Raw genomic sequence first — 24,308 nt, forward strand, 5'->3', positions numbered from 1 at the left:
AGGTTGTGCAGGGTGCTGGCGAGGTTGTGGGCGGATTGGAGGGTGTCGGGGTGGTCGTCGCCGAGGGTGTGGCGTCGACGGGCGAGGGTGTCCTCGATGATGCGGCGGGATTCGGCGTGCTGGCCGAGGTCGGCGGTGGCGTGGCCGAGGAACTGCGCGCCGGTGAGGGTATCGGGGTGGTCCTGTCCCAGATCGGTGGCCCATGCGGTGTAGGCCGCAGCGCTGAGGTCGCGGGCGGTGCGTGTCTGGCCGCTTCTGATCAGGTAATGGGCGGCGTCGAGGAGCGTGGGCCGCAGTTCAGGTTGCTCGGTGGCGGCGAGGTGGTGCGCTGTGAGGTGGGGGATGAGAGCTGCCCAACCGGGCCAGACGTCCGGGCTTTGGGGGTCACCGGGGTTGGCGGCGGCAAGGAGGGTGGTGGCGTCGTTGCGGATGGCCACGGCTTGGTCTGGGGGGAGTTGGTCACGGAGGACGGCTTGGGTGAGGCGGTGGATCTGGAAGCTCTCGGACTCGGTGCGGGCGAGGCTGTAACGGATGAGGGGACTTAGCGCTTCATGGAGCCACATGGGGTCATCGGTGTTGCCGGGGATCGTAGCCAGTCGGGGACGAACGGCCTCCAGCCAGCTGTTTCGAATGGGTTCGGGGCCGAGGAGAGCAACCAGGTGGAGGAGCGCGACCGCGTCGGGGTGGTGGTCGGTGAGGCGGTCGACGGCGATGGTGACGGTGGCTGCCACCGGTGCGGGGTACCCGGGAGCGCCGCCCTTTTCCAGGATCTGGGTCGTGTTGGTGGCAAGGAGCTGGTGATAAAGGTCCAGGCTCATGCCGCCGTTGGCGATGACGCCGGCGGCCTGGGCGAGGGCGAGCGGGAGGTCGCCGAGGTCTGCCGCGAGGCTGTCGGCCTGCTCGTCGTTCATGCCGTCGACTCGACCCTGCAGATAAGTGAGGGAGTCGGTGCGGGTGAAGACGTTCAAGGGCACGGTGCGGGCGGTGCCGACCCAGTTCGGGTTGCGTGAGGTGATCAGTGTGTGGCCGGGACCCTGGGCGAGCCAAGGCTCGATCTGGGCGGGGTCTTCGGCGTTGTCCAGGATGAGTAGCCAGCGCTCGCGGATGTCGAGGTGGGACAGCAGGGCGCGGGCATTGGCTTCGGCGCCGGCGTCGGGCTTGGCGATGCCCAGACGGTCGGCGAGTTCGGAGTAGCGGACGGGGAGTTCATCGGGCTGTTCGGCGTCGATCCACCACACCAGGTCGTATTGACCGGCGAAGCGGTAGGCATATTCCAGGGCGAGCTGGGACTTTCCGACCCCGCCCATTCCGTACAAGACCTGGGGAACGGACGTGCTCCCCTTCACGAAGCTCTCACGCAGGCGGGCGATCTCGGTTTCGCGGCCGGCGAAGTCGGGGTTGCGCCGTCGCACGCTCCACACCTGAGGCTGGCCGGTGCTTCCGGGCAGGCGCGGCTTGCTCTGGCCCGCTGTTGAGACGGGGGCCGTGACCGGGATGGTGCCGGGAAAGGGCGGGGCAGCGGTGGGACGGCTGCCGCCGTTGACGGCCTCGCGCAGTGCGGTCAGGGCGGCGGTCTCATCCAGGCGGTGGAGGTTCTTGTGGAGCTTGGCGGCCAGAATAGGAGGAAGGCCATTGGTGGTAACGGGCTCTAAGGCAAGAGGGATGAGGCGGTCGCGGTGAGCGACGGCAGCAGTCCACTCCTCGGTGGTCCAGCGTTCGTCCTCGAAGTAAGCGGTGGAGAACAGGGCGATCACCGCGTCGGCGCGCTGGAGTGCCTCATCCATGCGCTGGACAAAGTTGTCCCCGGTGCGCCAATCCCAGACGTCCAGGATGACCTGGTGACCGGCCTGCTCCAGGTGCCAGCCGACCCATTCGGCCCAAGCCCGGTCGGTGCCCGCGTAGCTGATGAAGAAGTGCTGGGCGTGATCGGTCACCCTTGCCCCCGTCCCTAGGCGTCATGCATGGGCCATGATCCCGCGTACAGCCTGAGGCAGGTAGGGAATAGGCGAAGTCGGCAAGGTGGGATCGGTGCGAGGTCCGAAGAGTGTGGACGTAAAACTGAAGCTGCCTGGAGTGGAAGTCTCCGGTTGCCTCGCAGCCGATCAGGGACTCGACCGCGGATCCGGAGAGGCTCGTACACCGCTCTGCCGCAGGCTAGGGCAGTCATCGACCCCTGGAAGACCCGAGCTTCCCAAGCCGATGGCTCAAACGCCCTGTTGCGGGTCGACCGTCGTGACTTGCTCTGAGTAGACGTCATCCGTCAACCGCCTACGGCCGGCGCGGCAGGGTTCTGCATCCTGGGGACCATGACGAACCCCGAGGGCCCTCACGTGAAGGTGCACTTCCGGCTTGAGATCGAAGACGACTGGCCCCCGGCATCCGTGGAGAGCCTGTGGGCGGTCGACCAAGGCGACGGCACCGCACGGCTCGACAACATCCCCTGGTTCGTCCGAGGCATCGCCTGCGGAGACATCGTGGCCACCGCCCCTGACGAGGAGGGCGTCCGTTGGGCCGGTGAGGTGGTCCGGCGTTCCGAGAACTGCACCATCCGCCTCATCGTGCTCCGCGACGACGGTTCAGCAGCTGCACGGCAGAGCGTGATCAACGCGTTTCACGAACTCGGAGTCTGCGGCGAGGGCATAGAGCGTTTCACCATGGTCGCTCTGGACATCCCGCCCACCGCCGATCTTGCCAAGGTGCGGCGGCTCCTCAACCACGGTGTGGCCAAGGAGTGGTGGCGCATGGAAGAGGGGTGCATCACCGCAAAATGGCGGGCCACGTCCGCCAGTTGATGCCGTTCATGTGCCCCATAGCCGGGCCGTCCCTGGGCCGTCCGAGGTCGCTCGACGTTGGCCAAGGACGACCAACGACGACCACCAGGCGCCCGAGCCCACTGCCCCTACCCGCGGTTTGTCCGCCGGTAGGGGCCTTGTTGCTGTGCTGGAGCCGCCGTCTCTGGGACCTCAGCGGGTCAGCGTCGCTTCTCGGCGTCGCGTAGAACTTCGACGAGGGCCTCGAAGGCCGCCACGTTCTTCGGGGACTTGATACCGAGCCGCTGCGCGGCAAGCCGCACGGACAGCTGGCCATTCGGTCGCGGGGCTTTTCCCTCCAGCACTCCGGCTGCCTTGAGCAGATCCTGTTGCGGTACGTCCAGGGCCGTCGCCAGGGGCTTGAGCAGATCGAGCGGGACCACGAACCCTCTCGCGAGGATCTTGGATATGTCGCTCTCCGGCATGTCCGCTGCTTTGGCGAGCACGGCTCTGCCTTTCCCCGACGGGGAGTCGAGGGCATATCCAGCGTTGTGGGCCGCACCTCTTACGTATTCAGCAAACGTCTTCGCAGCAGAATCCGAACGCGTTGCCACGTGCCGCCCCTTCCGTCGCAGGATGAAGCAGGATCCCACTCTGCCCACCGTTTCCGGTAGGGCACGGCCCCGACTTCCCCAGGCCCCCGCCCCGGAAGTGGATCGGAAGCGGATCGGTTCTGGTGGCGGAAGCGGTGTCGGCGGTGGCATGCAAGGTGTCAATCAGCCTTTGTGCGACGGGGGCGCGAAATCGGCGCACTGTCGCGACCGTTGGAGTGCCCCATGAACGACCTCGGACCACCGCCGTTCGCCCCCGCCGTGCCGAACCCGCCGACCTCCTACCGTGCCGGTGGGCTGATACCGCCCGCCGGAGCCGCCCGTACCTGGGGGCTCACCGTCCTCGGGGTGCCCCTGGTGATCGTCCTGCTCCTGGGGCTGGTCGACGGCGCCTATTCCGGTGGGGGAGGAGGAGCGCAGGCCGCCCAGCCCTGGAGCCCGCCCACCACGTCGTTGTCCTCCTACACGTACACCGACGCCCCATCCGTCGTACCGACCCCCTACGGCGCCTCCGACCCGACCTCCGTCCCCACGCCTACCGACACCGACACCGACATCGACACCGTCACCCCTACCCCCACACCGACCCCGACCGACGAGGTCACCCCCGCGGCCGATCCGGAAACCGCCGTCACCGCCTACTTCGCCGCGATCAACAACCATGAGTACCAGACGGCCTGGGACCTGGGCGGCAAGAACCTCGGCGACCCCGACTACGACGCGTTCGTCGCGGGCTACGCCACCACCGAGCGCGACAGCATCAGCCAGGTGTCCGTGCAGGGGACCGTCGTGACGCTGGTCCTCAACGCCCTTCAGACGGACGGTACTTCGCACTCGTACCACGCCACCTACACCGTTCTCGACGGTGTGATCACCCACGGCACCGCAACCCTGATCGGCTGACCGACCCCGCACGAGTGGAGCGCTGAACCATCGTGAGCACACAGGCACCGCACCGCTATCCGCCCGTCCCGCCGCCCGGGGCGCCACCGCGGGTCACCCGCGTGTACGCGCGGACCAAGGCCACCCGCCTGCTGTCCGCGGGCACCTACCTCGACCCCGGCTACCGCAGAGGCGTCATCCGCGAACTCCTCAAGAAACGCTTCAGAGTGGTCGCGCCGTCCTACGGCTACGACGCCGTGTCGGTCCTCGCCCACGCCCTCGCCGCGCGCCGACTGCGCCGTATCCAATGGGCAGTTGGGGCCGGTTCGGCGGTCGTGCTCCTGCTGCTGGTGCGCGGTCCGCTGAGCGTCTTCGTCGGCGGGCAGCTGATGTTCTGGGTGCTGTGGGGCGCGGCCTATCTGCGTCGGATCGTCACCCTGCACATTCTGATGACCCGGCTGAAGGAGACCGGCCCGGCCGGTGGCTTCGACGGCTCCTATCCGGCCGGCGGCAGGCTCACCGACGCCCTGATCGGCAAGATCGACCGCGAGCAGGGCAGCCAGAACGGCCTTGTCTTCTACGGCGGTTTCCGGCCCTTCGTCGGCGCCGGACTGCCGCTGCGTGACTGGGCGAACGCCCAACTCCTGCTCGGCGCACCGAAGAACCGCCTCGCCGCGCGCAAGGACTTCGTGGGGCCCGGAGCCGGGAGTGACCTGGATGAGGTGGAGCGCAAGCCCGTCCTGCCGTTCACCGTCCACGACATCACCTCCTACGTCGCCGCCCGCATGGGTGCGGAACTGCGCGACGAGGCCCGCCGGGACGAACGGATCGAGGGACTGACCGTCGAGCAGCGCCGCTACACGACGGCGATCCGCACCAACGACCGTACGCTGGGCGCCGGTTGGTCCCAGTTGCCCGGCATGGACGATCTCCCCGGCATCCACTGGCGGGAGGACTACGACGCGGCCCGCGAGTATCTGTGCGTGCGCGTCGGATCCTGGAACGAGGAGCTGGTGACCTCGATCTTCGTCGGGTTCGACCTCAAGGGCGACACCCTGCACACCGAGTTCTACACCTATGTACTCGGGCCGCTGGTAAGGGAGTTCCACCTCGTCGACCAACTGCCCGACTCGTTCGACGGGCGGCTGGCGGTGCGGGTCGCGTGGGACATGGTCAAGGCCGTGCCGAGGTGGTGCGTGGCGCTGCCACTGTGGCCGCTGCGGCTGGTTCCCGAACGGTTCCTGCCGAAGCGGGTACGCCGGCTGGTGCGGCCCGGGCGGAGCGGACGGTCCACCATCGAGTTCACCACGGACAGCACGACGGTCGACACCAGCGAGTTCCGCCTCGCCCGCTACGCCAACGAGTCGGTGGACTGCGGCGCGCTGACCAGCGTCCGCGAGATGGCCACCAGCGACACCTACCACCACTTCTTCCAGAAGACCGACGCCCTGAAGTACTCGCAGATCGTCGAGCGCCGACTGCTGCACACCATCCGCCAGTTCCTGGACGAGCACCACGTGGACCTCGCCGACCACGACCGCGCGCAGACCAACATCCTCGTCGGGGACAACTCCCAGGCGATCTTCGGCGGGCACAACGAGAACTTCGGGTACAACTACCAGCCGCAGGGCCCCGATTCGTCCGGCAGCCGAGGGGATTAGCAATGAGTGACAGCCATACGTTCGGTGACAACAGCCAGGTCATCGTCGGCGGGAAGAACAGTGGCTTCGGCTACAACTTCCATGCGGCGCCCACGACTTCGGCCGCCGAACCGGAGACCGCCGACCAGGCCTCCGGCCAACCGGCCGCGCAGGCACCGGCCGTTCACGACCGCAGCCGTAGCGTCTTCGTCGTGCACGGCCGGGACGAAGAGGTGCGGCAGGCGATGTTCGGGCTGCTGCGCCGACTCGACCTACGGCCCCTGGAATGGGAGGAGTTGGTGCGGGCCACCGGCAAGACCGCGCCCTTCCTCGGTGAGGTCGTCATGAACGCACCGGCGCAGGCGCAGGCCGCCCTGGTCCTGCTCACCCCGGACGACGTCGCCAAGCTCCACCCGCACCTGCTCGGCAACCGCGAACGCGACGACGAGACCCAACTCACCGGCCAGCCACGGCAGAACGTGCTGATCGAGCTGGGCATGGTCCTGATGGCCTACCCCGAGCGGACCGTCATCGTCGAGGTCGGCCGGCTACGGCATGTCGCCGACATCGCGGGCATCAACGTCATCCGGTTCGACGGCACGGAGGCCTCCCTCGCGAAGATCGCCGCACGGCTGCGGCTGGCGGGTTGCCAACTCGACGACAGCGGACCGGAATGGCGCGAGACCCGGCCCTTCCAGAACCTCGCCGCGTATCGGAGGCTCGCCTGAACCGAGAGAAAAAGGGGGGCACGGACGCTCAGGCGGCCGTACCCCCCTTTCTTTTGTCATACGCGGTCCAGCCCCGACGCCAGAACCCTCAAGAAGGCCGCCACCTCCCGCATGTCGATCCGTTCCAGATCGGCGGGCCGCACCACCAACCGCAACTCCCGGCAGACCGCGCCCTCCCGTGACCTGGCGACGAAGGACATCAGGATCAGCCGCAGCAGGCTGTCCTGGTCGAGGTGATCGAGCCGGGACAGCCCCGAGCCGACCAACGGCATGGCCACGCGCTCCAGTTGGGCATGCCGGTGCAGCGCGTCCCACAGCCGGCCGAGGCCGAGCCAGAGCTCCTCCACACTCGACGCGGCCACACAGTCGTTGCCGATACGGCTGTACGCGACCGCGAACACCAGCCTCGGCCGGGCGCCCAGGACCGCCACCGTGCCGACCGGATACCGGTCCAGTTTGCCCAGCGGCTTGCGGTCCCGCTCCTCCCGCCCGACCGACGCGACCCCGGCGAGCGCCGCGACCAGTTCCGCGTCCAGGCGCCCTACGTCACCGTCGTACCGTCGGTGCAGCAACTGCCCTTGCACACTGGCCGCGTTGATGACCTCGCCGTCCGCCGTCGCGGTGTCGAAGGTGTCGCAGAAGCCGACGACGAGATGCGCCGGCTGGTCGAACACGTCGCCCGCCTCGACCACCACCGTCAGATCGGGCCGCCGGAACACCTGCTCCACCCGCGGCACCGGCCGCGCCTGGACCAGCCCCCACACCAGGCAGGCCACCACCGACACCACCGTGACCGTGCCGGGATCGGGGAAGCTCCGCGGGAAGAGTTGCCCGACGAACTGAAGCACCGCCGATATTCCGCCGAACGCCACCATCGTGTTGCGGACGAAAACCCTTCGGGCGCGCCCGGTGCCGTAGAGCCGCAAAAAGCGTATGGGTATGCGCAGTTGGGCCACACGGTTTCTCCAAGGCCTCATGATAATCTTCTTGTCACTTCTCGGTGACACAGGGTGATACAGGGGCGCGGCGGGGGCGACGCGGGTGGCCGATGGACGAGTGCGCATTCAGGTCAAAGTGCTGGGGCCGGTCCGGCTCGACGTCGACGGGATTCCGGTCCGGCTGACCCCCCTGACCACCCGGCTGCTGGTCCGCCTGGTGGCCGCCGAGGGCGAGGCCGTGCCGGTACGGCAACTCCGGCGCGACGTATGGGGGTTGGCGGACGGACCCCGTCATCTGGACCAGCGCAACCGCAACGAGGTGCAGAAGCGCGTCCTGGAGCTGCGGCGCGCGCTCGATCCCGGCCAGGACGGCACCGCCGCCCGCGTACTGCGCACCGAGCAGCAGGTCACCGTGCACGGCCCGGAGACCGCCTATCGGTTGGTGCTGCGGCCGGAGGAGTTGGACAGCGCGCGGTTCACGGAGGTCGTCCGCACCGCCCTGCTGGCGCCGCCCGCCACCGCCGCCCATGAGCTCGACGAGGCGCTCGGACTGATCCGCGGCCGGCCGTTGGCCGAGGTCAACGGCGAGACGTTCGCCGACCCCTTCATCCGTCGGCTCACCGCCCTGCTGGACTCCGCCCGCCGTGAACTGGTCCGCGTCCAGGCCGACTTGGGCCGCCCGGACCTCGCACTGCCGGTCGCGGAGCTGATCGTCCGCGACCATCCCGACGACCTCGACGCCGCGCGCACCCTCGACACCCTGCGGGCCGCGCTCCGCGCCCGGCACGGCGCCGAACTGCTGCGCCACCGCGTCCCGTTGCCCGGTCAGCGGGCGGACGTCGTCCTCGTCCGCGGCGACCTGTTCGAGCAGACGGACTGCAATCTGGTGGTCGGCTTCACCGACACCTTCGACACGGAGACCGACCAGGACATCGTCATCAGCCGCGACAGCGTGCAGAGTCAGCTGGTCGACCGGGTCTTCGGCGGCCGACGCCGCCTGCTGGACGAGAAGTTGAGGACCGGGCTGCGCGCCGTGAAGGCCGTCGGCACGGAGAGCGCACGGGCCAAGCCGCGCGGCCGGCGGGTCCGTTACCCGGTGGGTACGACCATCGCCGTACCCGTCGACGGGCGCCGGATCTTCGCGGTCGCCTACTCGCGGCTCGGCAACGACCTGGTGGCCCGCTCCGGTGACGAGGATCTGCGCTCCGGCCTGGACAACCTCTGGGCCTCGGTGGCCGTGCACGGCCTGTTCAGACCGGTCGCCGTCCCGCTCATCGGCTCCGGGCTCGCCCGCGTGACCGACCTCGACCGCAGCCAGCTCGTGGCCCTGATCGTCGACTCGTTCATGGCCGCGTGCCGCCGCTACCCCGCGCTCACCCCCGAACTGCGCATAGTGGTCCGCCCGGAGGACCTGGCCAGCACCGATCTCTCGCCGGTCGAGCGGCGGTTCCATGAACTGGTGCCGGACCTGGAGCCCGACCGGGGTGAATGACCAAGGGCGGCAAGGGAGTTGAGGGCCTTCCGGCCTCCGGGCCCGAGGTGAGACCGGGCGGCCCTCGGCGTCCGTCCCCCGCTCCGACGGGTTCCTCCGCATCTACGGCTCCCCCACGCGGCCTCGCCCGCCGGTCTCTGGCCCGCCACGGCCACCCGGCCTCACCGGCTCCCAGTGCACCGCCGACGGCGCTTCCGCGGGTAGCCGCCATCCGCTTCCGATCCGATTCCGACGGCACACGTACGGCACACGTACGACAGTCGGACGACAGCCGGACGGCCCGGGTCGCAGGAGATGCGAACCCGGGCCGTCCGTACGGGAGTTCAGAGAGTCCCGCGGAACCTCAGTGCTTCCAACTCGCCTTCGCCAGCGCCGGAACGAAGCGCAGCGCGTCCACCGTGCCCACGCCCGTCGCCATGTCGTAGCCGTTGACCGCGGTGTAACCGGTCACGCCCGCGTACGTGTTGTTCGTGCCGTCGTTCACGTCGACGATGCCGTTGCCCTTGGCGTTGTGCCGAGCGAGCGTGTACAGCGCCGAGTTGATGTTGCCCACCCGGTGTCCCGCCGCCTGGTCGGCGAGGGCGACGATGCCCGAGAACAGCGGGCTGGCCTCGCTCGTGCCGCCGTAGACGTCCCAGCCGATCGCGGTCGGGTCGTAGCTGGAGTAGACCCAGGCGCCGCCGTTGACCGCCGCGGCCATCGACACGTCGGGCGTGGCGCGCTGGGTGCCGACGACGCTCTTCACGCCGTTCTGGAAGGACGGGCGGGCGAACACGTGGGACTGGCCGCCGCCGCCCGCGCCGTAGTCGTTGTAGACGCTGTCCGGGGTGACGCGCGCGCCCTTGTCGTTCAGGTGGAGCTGCGTGCCGCCGATCGACGTGACCAACGGGTCCGAGGACGGCCAGGAGTTGACGGGCTTGTCGTAGAAGGCCGAGCCGTCCAGGTTGTAGTCGGTGGCGCCGCCGTCGCCGGAGGAGGCGAGCACGGTGACGTGCTTGCGGTTGGCGTCCTGGAAGGCGTAGCGCAGCTTCTTGATGCTGGAGAAGTCGCCCTGGTCGAAGCCGGGGAAGGTGTTCTCGGTGGCGCCGAAGCTCTGCGTGATGACATCGCCGACGCCGTGGTCGATGAGGTGCTTCTCGGCGGACATCATCTCCGGCAGACCGGTGACGCCCTCGGTCTCGGCGACCGCCGTCTCCACGAGCACGATCTTCGCGTCGGGCGCGACCGCGTGGGCCATCTCGACGTCCAGGGTGGTCTCGCCCGCCCAGCCGGTCATGTCGGAGTTCTTCGGGTCGAAGACGGGGACGTTGCCCCACTTGACCACGTTGACCTTGGCGCTCTTCAGGCCGAACTGCTTGCTGTAGACGTCGAGATCGTGCTGGATCGTCGGCGAACCGAAGGAGTCGACGATGACGATCGTGCGTCCCTTGCCCGTGATGCCCTTCTTGTAAAGGGAGTTCAGGTTGTACGCGGTGCGGTATTGCAGCGGGGTGTAGCAGGCGATCCCCCACTTGGCCTCGCACTGCTCGCTCGTGAGCGGGGTCGGCACGTCGCGGGCGAGGGTGTGTCCGGTGATGGCCGGGATCACCTTCGTCTGCGGTACGGCGGCGGGTGCGGCGCTGCTGACGCCGGCCAGCGGGGCGGTCGCCAGTGCGGCGACGGCGAGCGTGGCGGTGGCGGCCGTAGAAGCCGCGAGGCCACGTCTGTTGCGGGCTATGTGCATGAATGCCCCCTGGATGTCTGTGAGTTGCACGCGAAGGTCTGCGTGCATCTCATCCAGTGAGACATGCACAGGACAAGTCAGTTGAACTGCCGATGCCGAAGCTTTTGCCCAAACAGCACCCAATGCTCGAACGGTCCTGGAGATCGCACGGGTTGACTCAGACCGAAGAGCCCGCCCCGGCCCCGGCCAGCCGCCGGAACGCCTCGGTGGTGCGCGGATGCGCGATCTCGTCCAGCAGATGCCGCCACTCGGGATCACCCTTGGCGGGGTGCGCCAGGTCCCACGCGGCCAGCAGCGGGACGAGGGCGCTGTCGCCGGAGACCTCGGCCGATTCGGTGAACTGCCTTGATTCCATGGGACGTTCCTTCCGGACGAGGGCCCCGAGGGGCCGGCTTCCTTCTACGATGCCTTCGCGCGCCTCAAGGAACCATGGAGCGCCCCACCCGGTCGGGGGTGGGGCTGGCAGCACCCCCGCGGGGACGCCCGCCGGTCGTCAGATCGAGTACGGCACCGCGTGCACCTCGTCCGCCCGATGCCCCGCGCGCTCGTGCACCCGCTGGACCGCCTCGGGCGACGGCGCCTCCGACAGGCAGTAGACGGTCCCGGACTCCGGGTCCGCCCAGGCCCGCTCGAAGTGGACGCCCTCGTCCTTCTCCACGGCGAGATCCGCCTTGTGGGCCGCCATCAACTCGTCGGCCGTGATGCCCTTCATTCCGTGGTGTACGTCCATGTACTGAGCCATGACCGCGCACCTCCTTCCGTTCCTTCCATGCTGCGCCCGTACGGCGCCCACGGCGACCGAGCACGACGAAGGGGCCCCCGGTGCCTGAAGCACCAGGAGCCCCTTCGACGGAATCAAGGGCTCTGCGCGGCGGTCAGCCGCACTGGCAGGGGTTGCCCGACTGGCACCCGCATCCGCAGCCCGAGCCGCAGCCGCAGGCGCCGAAGAGCGGGAGGCTCTTGATCTCGGCGGGCTGCTGCGTCTCGCGCTCCTGCGTGGGGTCGGGCGTCGTGGCGGGGGATTCGGCCATGGGTCCTCCTGGAGGCTGGTGCCTGTGCCCATCGGATGCTGCCCATTGGATGCCCGTTCCGCCGGGCGCATCAACGGCGCATTGAGGCTTCCGGCGTGATTTCTCCGCCCGGGCCCCGGTTCCGCCGCCCGGAGGGCTACGCGCCCTCGGCCCCCGTCGCCGGCTGGATGTCGGGCTGGAGCTCGTCCGCGTGCTCACCCGTGACCAGGAACACCACGCGCTTCGCCACCGACACCGCGTGGTCGGCGAAACGCTCGTAGTAACGGCCGAGCAGGGTCACGTCGACCGCGGTCTCGATGCCGTGCTTCCACTTGTCGTCCAGCAGGTGCTGGAAGAGCGTGCGGTGCAGCAGGTCCATCGCGTCGTCGTCCTGCTCCAGCTGGAGCGCCAGATCGACGTCCTTCGTGATGATGACCTCGGCCGCCTTCGCCATCAGGCGCTGGGCCAGCTGGCCCATCTCCAGGATGGTCGCGTGCAGGTCGTGCGGCACGGCGCGCTCGGGGAAGCGCAGCCGGGCCAGCTTCGCCACGTGCTGGGCGAGGTCGCCGGAGCGCTCCAGGTCGGCCGACATGCGCAGGGACGTGACGACGATCCGCAGGTCCGTCGCCACCGGCTGCTGCCGGGCCAGCAGGGCTATGGCCCGTGCTTCCAGGTCGTGCTGGAGGTCGTCGACCTTCTTGTCGGCCTCGATGACGCTCTCGGCCAGCTTCAGGTCGGAGTCCAGGATCGCCGTCGTGGCGCGTCCGATCGCCGACCCGGTCAGCCGGGCCATCTCCACCAGACCGTCACCGATCGAGTCAAGTTCCTCGTGGTACGCGTCCCGCATCAGGGTTCCCTCTCCTACGTTCGCTTCGGGGGGCTCAGGGGCCCCGGGCCCGTCCGACTGTGACTAAAAACCGGCCCTTCCACCCCACGCTCCCACGTTCCCGCTCCTACGCGTCGGTTTCCGCCACCCCAAATGAACCAATACTGGCTCCAAGGTGAACTCTGGGCGACGAGTGTTCGAGGTCGCACTCCGATGGCTGTGGCCAGGAGGTATCCCATGCCTAACCTGGGGGCATGGACGTGAACGCGGCGGTCGCCGCAGCGGCAGCGATCGCCGGGGTGCTCACCGGTGTCATCGCCATGCTGGCGTTCCGCTGGAGCGAACGCGACCAGAAGCGACCGACCAGGACCTCCCTGCACACGGACCCGGTGCTTCCGCCGGGCGTGGACACCGTCCTCTCGGTGCTCCGCTCCTCGGCCGTCGTCCTCGACGAAGCGGACGCCGTGGTCAAGGCCAGCTCGGCGGCCTACGCCCTCGGACTGGTCCGTGGCGGGAAACTCTCCGTCGACCCCATGCTCACCATGGCCCGGGACACCCGGCGCGACGGCGAGATACGCCAGGTCGAACTTGACCTTCCCCGGCGGGGCACCGGACGCGGCGAGGCACTCGCCGTGTCCGCACGTGTGGCCCCGCTCGGCTCCCGGCTCGTCCTGCTCCTCGTGGAGGACCTCACCGAGGCCCGCCGTATCGAGGCCGTACGACGAGACTTCGTGGCGAATGTCAGCCACGAACTGAAGACCCCGGTCGGCGCGCTCTCCCTCCTGTCGGAGGCGGTCATGGACGCCTCCGACGATCCTGAGGCGGTGGAGCGCTTCGCCGGCCGGATGCAGATCGAGGCCACCCGGCTGACCAACCTCGTGCAGGAGCTCATCGACCTGTCACGGGTCCAGAACGACGACCCCCTCGAAGACGCCGAACCGGTGCGCGTCGACGAACTCGTCGCCGAGGCCATCGACCGGTGCCGCCACCAGGCCGGCACCAAGCAGATCACCATGGCCGCCGGCGGCACCGCCGACCTGTACGTCTGGGGCAACCGCGGCCAGCTGGCCGCCGCCCTCGGCAACCTCGTCGAGAACGCCGTCAACTACTCGCCCGCCCGTACCCGAGTCGGCATAGCCGCCCGTCGGCTGACCGCGCACGGCGGCGACCACATCGAGGTCGCCGTCACCGACCAGGGCATCGGGATATCCGAGAAGGACAAGGAGCGCGTGTTCGAGCGCTTCTACCGTGTCGACCCGGCCCGCTCGCGGGCCACCGGCGGTACGGGTCTCGGGCTGGCGATCGTCAAGCACGTGGCCGCCTCGCACGGCGGGGAGGTCACGGTGTGGAGCTCCGAGGGACAGGGCTCCACGTTCACCCTGCGGCTACCGGAGGCGGGTGCGGCCCGCGACCGTGCCCACCAGCACCCCGACCTCGACGACGAGGCCGAGGGGTCCCCTGATCCATCCCCGTACGAACCGCTTCCCGCCCCGGAGGTCCTTCCGTGACCCGAGTGCTCGTCGTCGAGGACGAGGAGTCCTTCTCCGACGCCCTGTCCTACATGCTTCGCAAAGAGGGCTTCGAGGTCGCCATCGCGACCACCGGGCCCGACGGACTCGACGAGTTCGAGCGCAACGGCGCCGATCTCGTCCTGCTCGACCTGATGCTGCCGGGGCTGCCCGGCACGGAGGTCTGCCGCCAGCTGCGCGGCCGTTCCAACGTCCCCGTGATCATGGTGACGGCCAAGGACAGCGAGATCGACAAGGTCGTAGGCCTGGAAATAGGAGCCGATGACTACGTCACCAAGCCCTTCTCGTCCCGCGAACTGGTCGCCCGTATCCGGGCCGTCCTGCGCCGCCGCGGCGAGCCCGAGGAGGTCACCCCGGCCGCCCTCGAAGCAGGTCCGGTCCGCATGGACGTGGATCGCCACGTGGTCACGGTCTCCGGCTCCAAGGTCGACCTGCCCCTCAAGGAGTTCGACCTGCTGGAGATGCTCCTGCGCAACGCGGGCCGCGTACTGACCCGCATGCAGCTCATCGACCGGGTCTGGGGCGCCGACTACGTGGGCGACACCAAGACCCTGGACGTCCACGTCAAGCGCCTCCGCGCCAAGATCGAGCCGGACCCGGGCGCGCCCAGGTATTTGGTGACGGTGCGTGGTCTGGGCTATAAGTTCGAGCCGTAAAACCGGGCCCAGTGGTGGCCGTCGGACGGAGTCCGGCGCAGCACTCCGAAGCCCGCGCAGCGGTGCGAGGGGTGCGTCGGAAAGGGTGTTCGAGCCGGACCCGGGCGCGCCCAGGTACCTGGTGACGGTCCGCGGCCTGGGCTACAAGTTCGAGCCGTAAACCGCACACACGCTCAAGGCGCTACGACGATGGGCGGGACCTCTCCGTGAGGTCCCGCCCATCGTCGTAGCCCTACGACTGCCGCTCAGCCTGCGGAGGCCGTGGCCGTCGCCGTGGTGCTCTCGGAGGCGGAGTCGGACGGCGTGGCCGACGTGCTCTTGCCCGGCTTCGGCGAGGTGGAGGTGGAGGTGGAGGCGGTCGCGGTGGCGCCCTCGGCGGGCGTGGGGATCGCGGTCGGGCCCCACTTGGTGAAGTAGCTGTCGGCCGGGACGACGAACGCGCTCAGGCTCACCGCGCCGGTCGTGCTGAGGGTGAAGGTGACCTTCTGGGCGTTGCCGTCCTCCAGGCCGGTGCCGACGTCGGTCAGCGCGGCGGAGGCGTTGCCCTTGCCGCCCAGGACGATCGAGCCGAAGGCCGGGACGGTCAGCTTGCCCTTGCCCTTCGCGGGGGTGAGCGTGGCCGTGCCGACGCCGTCGACGCTGACCGAGTCCAGCGTCTGGGGGTCCTTGCTGGTGTTGAACAGCGTCGCGGAGATCACCGCCGGGCCCGAGGGCTGGGGGCTGGAGTCGGTGATGGGCTGGGTGATGACGAGGGCGTTCTGCACCTTGATGGCGCCGACGGAGACGGCCGCGTTGTCCGGCTTGACCTCCAGCGTCTGGGCGTCGTTGCCGGCAGCGCACGCGGAGAGCGAGGCGTACGAGAACGCGATGGCGGCGGCGGCGAGGGCGCCGCGTCGAAGGCTGCTGCTCACGGCGGCGGCTACTCCTTGAACGTGGGCGGAGCAGGGCGACTCCCGAATAAAGCCGCCCTAAGTGTCTGTCAGCGGCCTTAGGTTACCGAGCCGTTCCCGCACCACCGCACCCGACCCTCCCCCAACCGGGTACCCGTGTGCCACAAGTGACCCGCGGGTCACTTGTGTCCGGCACTCGTCCGGCATTCACATAAGCAGCTCAGCCGTCCGTCGAGGGATTTTCCATGAAGAATGCGGGGCACCTCGAAGAATTGATCACCGGCCGTTCCGCTCCACCTCGGTGATCAATTCCGGATTCGCCTCGCCCCGGGCTCCGGCCACCGAACGGAGTAGTGGAAGTCGAGCACTTGGAACCAGACATTTGGGGACGTTCGTCCACTTGGGGGCGCCTCCGGATGTGTGTAACGTACGCGTTTCACCTCGCCCGGAGAGCTGCTCCGACCTGCGAATACCCTCTCCCGCTCGGCGTCCGCAGCACGTTCCTGTTGCTGTTGTCAAGCCCCGAGATATGCCCTGACCTGCGAAAACGCCATTCAGAACACGCAGTTTCCGTGTTACCCTGGATAGCCACGGAAGGGGTACCTGTCACATGACGTTCAAGGTTGGCGACACCGTGGTCTATCCCCATCACGGGGCCGCGCTGATCGAGGCTATCGAAACTCGCCAGATCAAAGGCGTGGACAAGACCTACTTGGTGCTGAAGGTCGCTCAGGGTGACCTGACGGTGCGTGTGCCAGCGGACAATGCGGAGTTCGTCGGCGTACGTGATGTGGTCGGTCAGGACGGGCTGGACCGGGTCTTCGAGGTGCTGCGCGCTCCGTACGCCGAGGAGCCCACGAACTGGTCGCGTCGTTACAAGGCAAATCTGGAGAAGCTCGCCTCCGGCGATGTCATCAAGGTCGCGGAAGTCGTCCGTGACCTGTGGCGTCGTGAGCGCGAGCGCGGACTCTCCGCAGGTGAGAAGCGCATGCTCGCCAAGGCTCGCCAGATCCTGGTGAGTGAGCTCGCGCTCGCGGAGAACACGAACGAGGACAAGGCCGAGGCCCTGCTCGACGAGGTTCTCGCGTCCTGACGCAGGCACCTGGTACGCCCTGCTCAGCACACTGAAATGCCGTGGTGCCCGATGACAGCCCGTCTGTCGCCGGGCGCTTCGGCATGTTCGGGGGAGTTTCGCGGCTCGGTCGAACGCCGGAGAAACGTCCCCCGATAATGGTGTGCCGGGCCCGGGCAGCAGGCTCGACCGGTGTCACGGAAGGGTCCGGTCAAGGCGTCGCGCCCGGCACTCCTCAGGCCATACCCACGTAGGTCGAGCACACAAACCTGACAGGAACCGATGTCTGACGATTCGCGCTCTTCGCAGGCGCAGTCCTCCGTCGCCGCCGTGATTCCGGCCGCCGGACGGGGCGTACGCCTCGGCCCCGGCGCCCCCAAAGCGCTACGCGCGCTGAACGGCACCCCCATGCTCATCCACGCGGTCCGCGCACTCGCCGCGTCCCGCGCGGTCTCCCTGGTCGTCGTCGTGGCCCCGCCCGACGGCGCCGCCGAGGTCAAGACCCTCCTCGACGCACACGCGCTGCCGGAGCGCACCGACTTCCTGGTCGTCCCCGGCGGCGACTCCCGCCAGGAGTCCGTGAAGCTTGGCCTGGACGCGCTGCCCCCCGGCCACGACATCGTCCTCGTCCACGACGCGGCCCGCCCGCTCGTCCCCGTCGACACGGTCGACGCGGTCATCGAGGCCGTACGGGACGGAGCCCCCGCCGTCGTACCGGCCCTCCCGCTCGCCGACACCGTCAAGGAAGTCGAGCCGGCCGCGTACCCCGGCGGCCCGGAACCGGTCGTCGCCACCCCGGAGCGGGCCCGCCTCCGCGCCGTACAGACCCCCCAGGGCTTCGACCGCGCCACGCTGGTCCGCGCCCACGAGACGGTCACCGACAACGTCACCGACGACGCGAGCATGGTCGAGCAGCTTGGCCTGACGGTCGTGGTCGTCCCCGGCCACGAGGAGGCCTTCAAGGTCACCCGCCCCCTGGACCTGGTCCTCGCGGAGGCGGTCCTCGCCCGCAGGAGGCTGAACGATGGCTTCTGAGCAGCCCTTCGTGCTTCCCCGGGTCGGCATCGGCACCGACATCCACGCCTTCGAGGAGGGCCGCGAGCTGTGGTGCGCCGGCCTCAAGTGGGAGGGCGAGGGCCCGGGCCTGGCCGGCCACTCCGACGCTGACGTCGTAGCGCATGCGGCCTGCAACGCCCTGTTCTCGGCGGCGGGACTGGGAGACCTGGGCCAGCACTTCGGTACCGGCCGCCCCGAGTGGTCGGGCGCGTCCGGGGTGACCCTCCTGACGGAGGCCGCGAGGATCGTCCGCGAGGCGGGCTTCACCATCGGCAACGTGGCGGTTCAGGTCGTAGGCCCGCGTCCGAAGATCGGCAAGCGGAGGGACGAGGCGCAGAAGCTCCTGTCGGAGGCGGCGGGGGCACCCGTGTCGGTTTCGGGAGCTACGTCGGACGGTTTGGGCTTCCCGGGGCGGGGCGAGGGCTTGATGGCGGTGGCAACGGCGCTGGTGGTCAAACGCGCTTAGCTGCTCCGACCTTTGCTTTTAGGGGCGCGGGGAACTGCGCGACAAGCCCCCACCGGCCGGTACCCGACATACGGTCCCGCGCACCCTGTACCGCCCACTACCCTTGTACCGTGACCATTCGCCTGTACGACACCAGCACCCGGCAGATTCGCGACTTCACCCCGCTCACAGCGGGCTGTGTCTCGATCTACCTGTGTGGTGCCACCGTGCAGGCCGCCCCGCACATCGGCCACATCCGCTCGGGTCTGAACTTCGACATCCTCCGCCGCTGGTTCGAACACCGCGGCTACGACGTCACGTTCATCCGCAACGTCACCGACATCGACGACAAGATCATCGCCAAGTCCCGTGACCAGGGCCGCCCTTGGTGGTCCATCGGCTACGAGAACGAGCGCGCGTTCAACGACGGCTACCAGGCACTCGGTTGCCTCCCGCCGACGTACGAACCGCGGGCGACCGGCCATGTCCCCGAGATGATCGAGATGATGCGCGGGCTCATCGAGCGCGGGTACGCCTACGAGGCCGACGGCAGCGTCTACTTCGACGTGCGGTCGTACCCGGACTACTTGCAGTTGTCGAACCAGGACATCGACGATCTGCGCCAGCCCGCCGAGGAAGGCATCACCGGCAAGCGCGACCCGCGCGACTTCGCCATGTGGAAGGCGACCAAGCCGGGCGAGCCCGACTGGGAGACCCCGTGGGGCCGCGGGCGGCCGGGTTGGCACCTGGAGTGCTCGGCGATGGCGCACAAGTACCTGGGCCCCGCCTTCGACATCCACGGCGGCGGCCTCGACCTGATCTTCCCGCACCACGAGAACGAGATCGCCCAGGCCAAGGCCTACGGCGACGACTTCGCGCAGTACTGGGTGCACAACGCCTGGGTCACCATGAGCGGCGAGAAGATGTCGAAGTCGCTCGGCAACAGCGTGCTGGTGAGCGAGATGGTCAAGGTGTGGCGGCCGATCGTGCTCCGCTACTACCTCGGCACCCCGCACTACCGCTCGATGATCGAGTACAGCGAGGAGGCCCTGCGCGAGGCGGAGTCCGCGTTCGCGCGGATCGAGGGCTTCGTGCAGCGGGTCGTGGAGAAGGCCGGGGGAGTCGTCGAGCCCGCGGCCGAGGTGCCGCCGGCGTTCGCCGAGGCGATGGACGACGACCTGGGCGTTCCGCAGGCCCTGGCCGTCGTGCACACGACTGTCCGGCAGGGCAACAGCGCGCTGGCCGCCGACGACAAGGAAGCGGCCGTAGCGCGTCTCGCGGAGGTGCGCGCCATGCTCGGCGTCCTCGGCCTGGACCCGCTGGACCCGCAGTGGGCGGGCGAGACGGACCGGGGCGAGGACCTGCACGGTGTGGTCGACACCCTGGTCCGGATGGTCCTCGACCAGCGCGAGGCCGCCCGGGGCCGTAAGGACTGGGGCACCGCGGACGCCATCCGTGACCAGCTCAACCAGTCCGGCCTGGTCATCGAGGACGGCCCGCAGGGCCCCCGCTGGACCCTCGGCCCACGCTGAACCCGTCCCGGTCAACGAAGATCGACTGTGCCGCCCGGCCCTCCGGGCGGCACACTGCATAGACGTACGTACGCATGCTTCTGAAAAGACTCTGAACAGACAGGTAGGTCATGGCAGCCAACAACCGCCGCATGTCCGGCAAGAAGGGCGCGCAGGTCGGCAGTGGCGGCCAGCGGCGCCGGGGCCTGGAAGGCAAGGGTCCCACCCCGCCCGCCGAGGCGCGCAAGGGCCACAAGAAGAATCGCATCGCCAACGCCAAGGCCAAGCAGGTCCAGCGGCGCGCACCGGTCGCGCGCGGGCGCGGCGGCAAGGGCACGTCCGAGATGGTCGTCGGCCGCAACCCGGTCGTGGAGGCGCTGCGCGAGGGCGTCCCGGCGGTCACGCTGTACGTCCAGCAGTTCATCGACAACGACGAGCGGGTGCGCGAGGCGCTCCAGCTGGTCGCCGAGCGCGGTGGCGTCCACCTCATGGAGGCCCCGCGCCCCGAGCTGGACCGCATGACCAACGGCCTCAACCACCAGGGCCTGGTCCTCCAGGTCCCGCCGTACGAGTACGCGCACGCCGAGGACCTCGCCAACGCGGCCTACGACAAGGGCGAGGACCCGCTGATCGTCGCCCTCGACGGGATCACCGACCCGCGCAACCTCGGCGCGATCGTCCGCTCCGTCTCCGCGTTCGGCGGCCACGGCGTCCTCGTCCCCGAGCGCCGCGCGGCCGGCATGACCGCCGGTGCCTGGAAGACGTCGGCCGGTACGGCGGCCCGTACGCCCGTCGCCCGCGCCACGAACCTGACGCGCGCCCTGGAGGCGTACAAGAAGGCGGGCATCGCGATCGTCGGCCTGGCCGCCGACGGCGAGGCCGAACTCGGTGAACTGGCCGCCCTGGAAGGGCCGGTGGTCATCGTCGTCGGCAGTGAGGGCAAGGGCCTGTCCCGACTCGTGGGCGAGACCTGCGACTTCAGGGTCCGGATCCCGATGCCGGGTGGCGCGGAGTCGCTCAACGCCGGTGTGGCGGCCGGGGTCGTCCTCTACGAGGCGGCTCGCAAGCGCTCCTGAACGGATGTTCGGCGCGGTCACCCACTCGGGGCAATCTGGGAGGCGAGGGCGAGCTTGACGCTGTCCGGACACATCCGGCAAGTCAAAGCAGTGTCCTAAACACACGTCACTCGGTTAGATGAGTGTGGACACCAGAACACCCCGCACACCCACGGGGGACCGCTCGTCCGGATTCCAGTCCGGATTGGACGACGCTCCCGCGCTGAGCATGGTGAAGGTGCCGAGCGATCCGGCCCAGGTCATCGTCAACCATGCGAGTTTCCGCGTGCAGCTGGGCGCCTCGACGCGCACCCAAAACCCGCGCCTCGCACGGCAGTTGAGTACCGCCGAGGACACCGCCCGGATGCCCGCGGCCGGTGCCGCGCGCCGTAGGCCCGTCGTCTGGAGCGGCCGGTCCGCCCCGGACGACACCGGCGCCCACCGGCTCCTCCAGGCCGTGCGGGGCAGCGGCGTCCGCCACGGCGAGCAGCCGGCCGGCGACGCGGGCGCCACGCAGGTCATCCCCCGTATCGCGGACGGCGGTTACGGCGGCGGCCACGACGGCGACCTGACCGCGCAGACCCTCGAAACCCCCATCGTCGGCGCCCAGCGCGGCCACGCCCACGACACCGGCGAGAACCGACTCCTGCCGCAGATGCGGACCGTGGGCAGCGCCTACGACGAACCCGCCTACGGAGACGGGGAGTTCGAGGACTTCGAGGCGGACGGCGAGCGCGAGCGGCGCACCGGGCGGCACCCCAACGACCCGGTACGGCACGCCTATTACCCGGGCCGCCGGATGAACCTCGGCGTCGTCCTGCTCCCCCTGCGTATCTTCCTCGGCTTCATCTCCATCTACGCCGGCATGGGCAAGCTGTGCGACCCCGTCTACTTCGACGGCGGCAAGCGCGGCTCCATGGTGAAGTGGCTCAACACCCTGCACCCCTGGGAAGTCGCCGAGCCACTACGGCAGTTCGCCCTCCAGCACCCCGTCGGCTCCGGGCTCGTCATCGCCTTCGCCCAGGTCATCGTGGGCGTCCTGACGATCCTCGGCCTGTGGCAGCGGGTCGCGGCGGTCGGCGGCGCGCTGCTCTCCGCGGCGCTCATCGTCACCGTCAGCTGGAAGACCGTTCCCGCCTACGACGCCCCCGACATCATCTACCTCGCCGCCTGGTCCCCGCTGATCATCGCCGGCGCCCCCGTCTACTCCGTCGACGGCCGCCTCGCGGGCAGCGCCTGGCGCCGCCTCGGACCCCGCGCCGACATCTGGGAGCTGCGCCGCTACGTCCTGCGCCGCGGCGCCCTGGTCACGGCTGTCGCCATCGGCCTCACCCTGCTCATCGGCTCGCTGCTCGGCGGCGCGGTGCGCGACTCCAGCCGTGTGGTAGTACCCGGCCCCGGCGAGGCCCCGCGCAACGAACTCCCCGGCGCGCCGCTCCCCGGTGAACCGACCAAGAGCCGCAGCAGCAGCCCCTCGGCGGTCAACTCGCCGTCCAGGCAGCCCACTTCGGCCAGCCCGTCGCACGCGGCGACGAGCCCGGGCGCGACCCACTCGTCCACCGGTACGGCCACCGGCGGCGCCCCCAGCCAGACCCAGGGCACCGCGGGCCGCACCCAGCCCCAGCAGTCCTCCCCGGCCGGCCAGGCCCCCAGCACGACCTCCGGCCCCACGTCGGGCGGCGGCACGACGGGCGGCACCAGCTCAAGTGGCGGCTCCAGCACCGGGGGTTCGTCCTCCTCCGGCCAGCCGGGCCTGGTGGGCGGCCTGTTGGGGTAACTGGGCCGGTGGGGGGTCTGTTGAAGCAGTCACCGCCGCCCACCGGCTGACACTCCGGTACGTATGGCGAAGGGCCCGCACTGAAAAGTGCGGGCCCTTCGGTTTTTGTCCTTTAGGGGCGCGGGGAACTGCGCGACCAGCCACGACGGAGCCGCACTCAACGACCCAGCGCGGCAAGCTCCTTGGCGGCTTCCCTGAGGTCCTTCGCAGTGTCGATGGCCCGCCAGTAGGCCCCCTGCGGAATAGGGAACCCGGCGAGCCGCAACTCACGCGCGAGGTGCGGAAAAGTCGTCCGCTCGTGATCCCCCCGCTCCGGCAACAACCCCGCGAACTCGGGCGAGAAGACGTACACCCCCGCATTGATCGCGTACTGCGTGGGCGGCGACTCGATGAAGTCGGTCACGCGCCCGAAGTCGTCGGTCTGCACGGCCCCCCAGGGGATCCGCGGCCGAGCCAGCGCGATCGTGGCGACCGCGTCGCGCTCCGTGTGGAAGTCCGCCATGTCGCGCAGCGAGAAGCGGGTCCAGATGTCGCCGTTGGTGGCGTACCAGGGGCTGTCCGGGCGGGGCAGATGCGCGGCGGCGTACTTGAGGCCGCCGCCGCGGCCCAGCGGCTCCGTCTCGACGACCGTGGTCACGTCGACGGGCAGATCGGCTGTTTTCAGCCAGTCCTGCAACACCTCGGCGAGATGCCCGCAGCTGACGACGACGTCGGTCACGCCCTCCTCGGCGAGCCAGACGAGCTGATGGCCGATGATCGGCGTCCCGGTGCCGGGGATCTCGACCATCGGCTTGGGCCGGTCGTCGGTGTAGGGGCGCAGCCGGGATCCCTGGCCACCGGCCAGGATCACGGCTTGGGTGGGGCGCGACGCGGCGTTCGGATCGGTCATGACCCGAACTGTACGTGGCGGCCCCACCGCAACTTTCGGCTGCAACCGTTCCTTAATCAGCCGTTACCGACCTCCTACTCCGGGCGCCGGCTCCGGTCAGCTGTGCGCGGCCATGACCCCGGAGGCGAACGCGGTGTCGCACACGGGGCGGGCGTAGGACTGGGCGCGTGCGGCGCCGTAGATACGGACCGCTGCGCGGCCCAGTGCGCGGGCGATGGAGGTGCAGTGCGTGGCGAGCGACGGGTGGCCGTTCACCGCCTCCTGGAGGTGGGTCAGGACGACGCCCGGGTTCTTGTCCTGGAGCTCGGTCATGAGCTGGTCGCGCAGGATGTCCTGCGGGGCGCGTGCGGCGGCCCGCGAGGAGGCTCCGGCCGCGGTGACGTCCGTCGCGGTGAGCATCGAACTGGAGGGGCTCCCCGACCAGTTGACCCGGGTGACCGCGAGGGTCCCGGAGAGCACCATCATGACGGGCAGGACGAGGGCGAGGGTGCGGCCGACCCGGCGGGCGGGGCCCCGGCCGCGTCGCGGCTGTTGGTTATTGGAGTGCTTCACGCGTGTGAGGGTAGCGCCCGGTAATGATTTGGCGACATTTAGTCACCAATTCGGGGGATGGATTGGTGCCTCGAATTGGGTAGGGCGTTGACGAACACTGCTCGAAATGACGGATCTGCCGGGGTATTTGTCACATAGGCCGGCAGGCGCGAAACAGGAACGGGAGAGGGCCCCGCGGATCGGCGAATTCCAGGGGTCGTTGCAACACCGTGGTGAGTTGATCAGGCCGCGATCAGTTTAGACAGGCGCTCGGCTGGGGTCTCCCAGTCGAGCGTC

Annotated in this window: 24 protein-coding genes; 13 read left to right on the forward strand and 11 right to left on the reverse strand. The window is 69.4% G+C overall.

All coding sequences use genetic code 11. The features are described 5' to 3' along the window. Positions 1-1,934: FxSxx-COOH system tetratricopeptide repeat protein (fxsT, locus tag ACWIHT_RS40535; protein ID WP_456173574.1), on the reverse strand; the 1,934-nt coding region annotated here is incomplete at its 3' end. A gap of 372 nt (positions 1,935-2,306) precedes the next feature. On the opposite strand from fxsT, the gene ACWIHT_RS40540 reads away from it, so the two are divergent. Beyond that, complete coding sequence (locus ACWIHT_RS40540) at positions 2,307-2,792, forward strand: DUF4265 domain-containing protein (RefSeq protein ID WP_456173575.1); 486 nt, start codon at positions 2,307-2,309, stop codon at positions 2,790-2,792. A gap of 179 nt (positions 2,793-2,971) precedes the next feature. Here ACWIHT_RS40540 and ACWIHT_RS40545 read toward each other — a convergent pair whose 3' ends face one another. Then, on the reverse strand, positions 2,972-3,256 hold the full coding sequence (locus tag ACWIHT_RS40545) for a hypothetical protein (RefSeq protein WP_456173576.1): 285 nt from the start codon (positions 3,254-3,256) through the stop codon (positions 2,972-2,974). Between the two features lie 330 nt (positions 3,257-3,586). Between ACWIHT_RS40545 and ACWIHT_RS40550 the strand changes: the two genes are divergently transcribed. Genes ACWIHT_RS40550 through ACWIHT_RS40560 form a run of 3 tightly spaced genes read left to right on the forward strand, consistent with a single transcriptional unit; the run spans position 3,587 to position 6,611 of the window. Then, on the forward strand, positions 3,587-4,264 hold the full coding sequence (locus ACWIHT_RS40550; protein ID WP_456173577.1) for a hypothetical protein: 678 nt from the start codon (positions 3,587-3,589) through the stop codon (positions 4,262-4,264). A 32-nt stretch (positions 4,265-4,296) separates the two neighbouring features. Beyond that, positions 4,297-5,904, forward strand: coding sequence for a hypothetical protein (locus tag ACWIHT_RS40555; RefSeq protein ID WP_456173578.1), 1,608 nt, complete (start codon positions 4,297-4,299; stop codon positions 5,902-5,904). Between the two features lie 2 nt (positions 5,905-5,906). Further along, entirely contained in the window at positions 5,907-6,611 is a 705-nt protein-coding gene (locus ACWIHT_RS40560; RefSeq protein ID WP_456173579.1) for a TIR domain-containing protein, read from the forward strand. Between the two features lie 56 nt (positions 6,612-6,667). Here the strand turns inward: ACWIHT_RS40560 and ACWIHT_RS40565 are convergent, their stop codons facing one another. Beyond that, complete coding sequence (locus ACWIHT_RS40565; RefSeq protein ID WP_456173580.1) at positions 6,668-7,588, reverse strand: macro domain-containing protein; 921 nt, start codon at positions 7,586-7,588, stop codon at positions 6,668-6,670. 79 nt (positions 7,589-7,667) lie between these two features. On the opposite strand from ACWIHT_RS40565, the gene ACWIHT_RS40570 reads away from it, so the two are divergent. Beyond that, on the forward strand, positions 7,668-9,041 hold the full coding sequence (locus ACWIHT_RS40570) for a macro domain-containing protein (protein WP_456173581.1): 1,374 nt from the start codon (positions 7,668-7,670) through the stop codon (positions 9,039-9,041). Positions 9,042-9,384: 343 nt separating this feature from the next. On the opposite strand, the gene ACWIHT_RS40575 is transcribed toward ACWIHT_RS40570, so the two are convergent. The 5 genes from ACWIHT_RS40575 to phoU all read right to left on the reverse strand — a co-directional run bounded on the left by ACWIHT_RS40575 (position 9,385) and on the right by phoU (position 12,621). Next, entirely contained in the window at positions 9,385-10,764 is a 1,380-nt protein-coding gene (locus ACWIHT_RS40575) for a S53 family peptidase (protein ID WP_456173582.1), read from the reverse strand. A gap of 157 nt (positions 10,765-10,921) precedes the next feature. Next, a complete protein-coding gene (locus ACWIHT_RS40580; RefSeq protein ID WP_456173583.1) occupies positions 10,922-11,119 on the reverse strand; it encodes a hypothetical protein in 198 nt (65 codons plus the stop codon). A gap of 138 nt (positions 11,120-11,257) precedes the next feature. Beyond that, positions 11,258-11,506 carry an SCO4226 family nickel-binding protein gene (locus ACWIHT_RS40585; protein ID WP_262061424.1) on the reverse strand — a complete coding sequence of 83 codons (249 nt, stop codon included), beginning with the start codon at positions 11,504-11,506 and terminating at the stop codon, positions 11,258-11,260. A 133-nt stretch (positions 11,507-11,639) separates the two neighbouring features. Then, on the reverse strand, positions 11,640-11,795 hold the full coding sequence (locus ACWIHT_RS40590) for a hypothetical protein (protein ID WP_019062518.1): 156 nt from the start codon (positions 11,793-11,795) through the stop codon (positions 11,640-11,642). Between the two features lie 136 nt (positions 11,796-11,931). Beyond that, positions 11,932-12,621, reverse strand: coding sequence for a phosphate signaling complex protein PhoU (gene phoU, locus ACWIHT_RS40595; protein ID WP_456173584.1), 690 nt, complete (start codon positions 12,619-12,621; stop codon positions 11,932-11,934). A 233-nt stretch (positions 12,622-12,854) separates the two neighbouring features. Between phoU and ACWIHT_RS40600 the strand changes: the two genes are divergently transcribed. Further along, a complete protein-coding gene (locus tag ACWIHT_RS40600) occupies positions 12,855-14,108 on the forward strand; it encodes a sensor histidine kinase (protein ID WP_200712020.1) in 1,254 nt (417 codons plus the stop codon). Beyond that, positions 14,105-14,785, forward strand: a complete 681-nt coding sequence (locus tag ACWIHT_RS40605; RefSeq protein ID WP_009340348.1) for a response regulator transcription factor — start codon at positions 14,105-14,107, stop codon at positions 14,783-14,785. The genes ACWIHT_RS40600 and ACWIHT_RS40605 overlap by 4 nt, the downstream gene beginning before the upstream one ends. Before the next feature lie 245 nt (positions 14,786-15,030). Here the strand turns inward: ACWIHT_RS40605 and ACWIHT_RS40610 are convergent, their stop codons facing one another. Continuing rightward, positions 15,031-15,696: a DUF461 domain-containing protein gene (locus ACWIHT_RS40610; RefSeq protein ID WP_456173585.1), complete on the reverse strand. Its 666-nt coding sequence runs from the start codon at positions 15,694-15,696 to the stop codon at positions 15,031-15,033. Between the two features lie 589 nt (positions 15,697-16,285). Between ACWIHT_RS40610 and ACWIHT_RS40615 the strand changes: the two genes are divergently transcribed. The 6 genes from ACWIHT_RS40615 to ACWIHT_RS40640 all read left to right on the forward strand — a co-directional run bounded on the left by ACWIHT_RS40615 (position 16,286) and on the right by ACWIHT_RS40640 (position 22,591). Further along, positions 16,286-16,768, forward strand: a complete 483-nt coding sequence (locus ACWIHT_RS40615; RefSeq protein ID WP_003953493.1) for a CarD family transcriptional regulator — start codon at positions 16,286-16,288, stop codon at positions 16,766-16,768. A 261-nt stretch (positions 16,769-17,029) separates the two neighbouring features. Then, a complete protein-coding gene (gene ispD / locus ACWIHT_RS40620; RefSeq protein WP_456173586.1) occupies positions 17,030-17,782 on the forward strand; it encodes a 2-C-methyl-D-erythritol 4-phosphate cytidylyltransferase in 753 nt (250 codons plus the stop codon). Then, positions 17,772-18,269 carry a 2-C-methyl-D-erythritol 2,4-cyclodiphosphate synthase gene (gene ispF, locus ACWIHT_RS40625; protein WP_456173587.1) on the forward strand — a complete coding sequence of 166 codons (498 nt, stop codon included), beginning with the start codon at positions 17,772-17,774 and terminating at the stop codon, positions 18,267-18,269. Before ispD ends, ispF begins: the two co-directional genes overlap by 11 nt. Before the next feature lie 110 nt (positions 18,270-18,379). Beyond that, positions 18,380-19,780: a cysteine--tRNA ligase gene (gene cysS, locus ACWIHT_RS40630; RefSeq protein WP_456173588.1), complete on the forward strand. Its 1,401-nt coding sequence runs from the start codon at positions 18,380-18,382 to the stop codon at positions 19,778-19,780. Between the two features lie 110 nt (positions 19,781-19,890). After that, positions 19,891-20,835, forward strand: coding sequence for a 23S rRNA (guanosine(2251)-2'-O)-methyltransferase RlmB (gene rlmB, locus ACWIHT_RS40635; RefSeq protein WP_456173589.1), 945 nt, complete (start codon positions 19,891-19,893; stop codon positions 20,833-20,835). Between the two features lie 118 nt (positions 20,836-20,953). Continuing rightward, positions 20,954-22,591 carry a DoxX family membrane protein gene (locus tag ACWIHT_RS40640; RefSeq protein ID WP_456173590.1) on the forward strand — a complete coding sequence of 546 codons (1,638 nt, stop codon included), beginning with the start codon at positions 20,954-20,956 and terminating at the stop codon, positions 22,589-22,591. 157 nt (positions 22,592-22,748) lie between these two features. Here ACWIHT_RS40640 and ACWIHT_RS40645 read toward each other — a convergent pair whose 3' ends face one another. Further along, positions 22,749-23,480 (reverse strand): nucleotidyltransferase family protein, encoded by a 732-nt coding sequence (locus ACWIHT_RS40645; RefSeq protein WP_456173591.1) that lies wholly within the window; start codon positions 23,478-23,480, stop codon positions 22,749-22,751. A 96-nt stretch (positions 23,481-23,576) separates the two neighbouring features. Next, on the reverse strand, positions 23,577-24,032 hold the full coding sequence (locus tag ACWIHT_RS40650; protein ID WP_200712028.1) for a hypothetical protein: 456 nt from the start codon (positions 24,030-24,032) through the stop codon (positions 23,577-23,579). Between the last annotated feature and the right edge of the window lie 276 nt (positions 24,033-24,308).

Source organism: Streptomyces sp. NPDC002276, assembly GCF_053891435.1.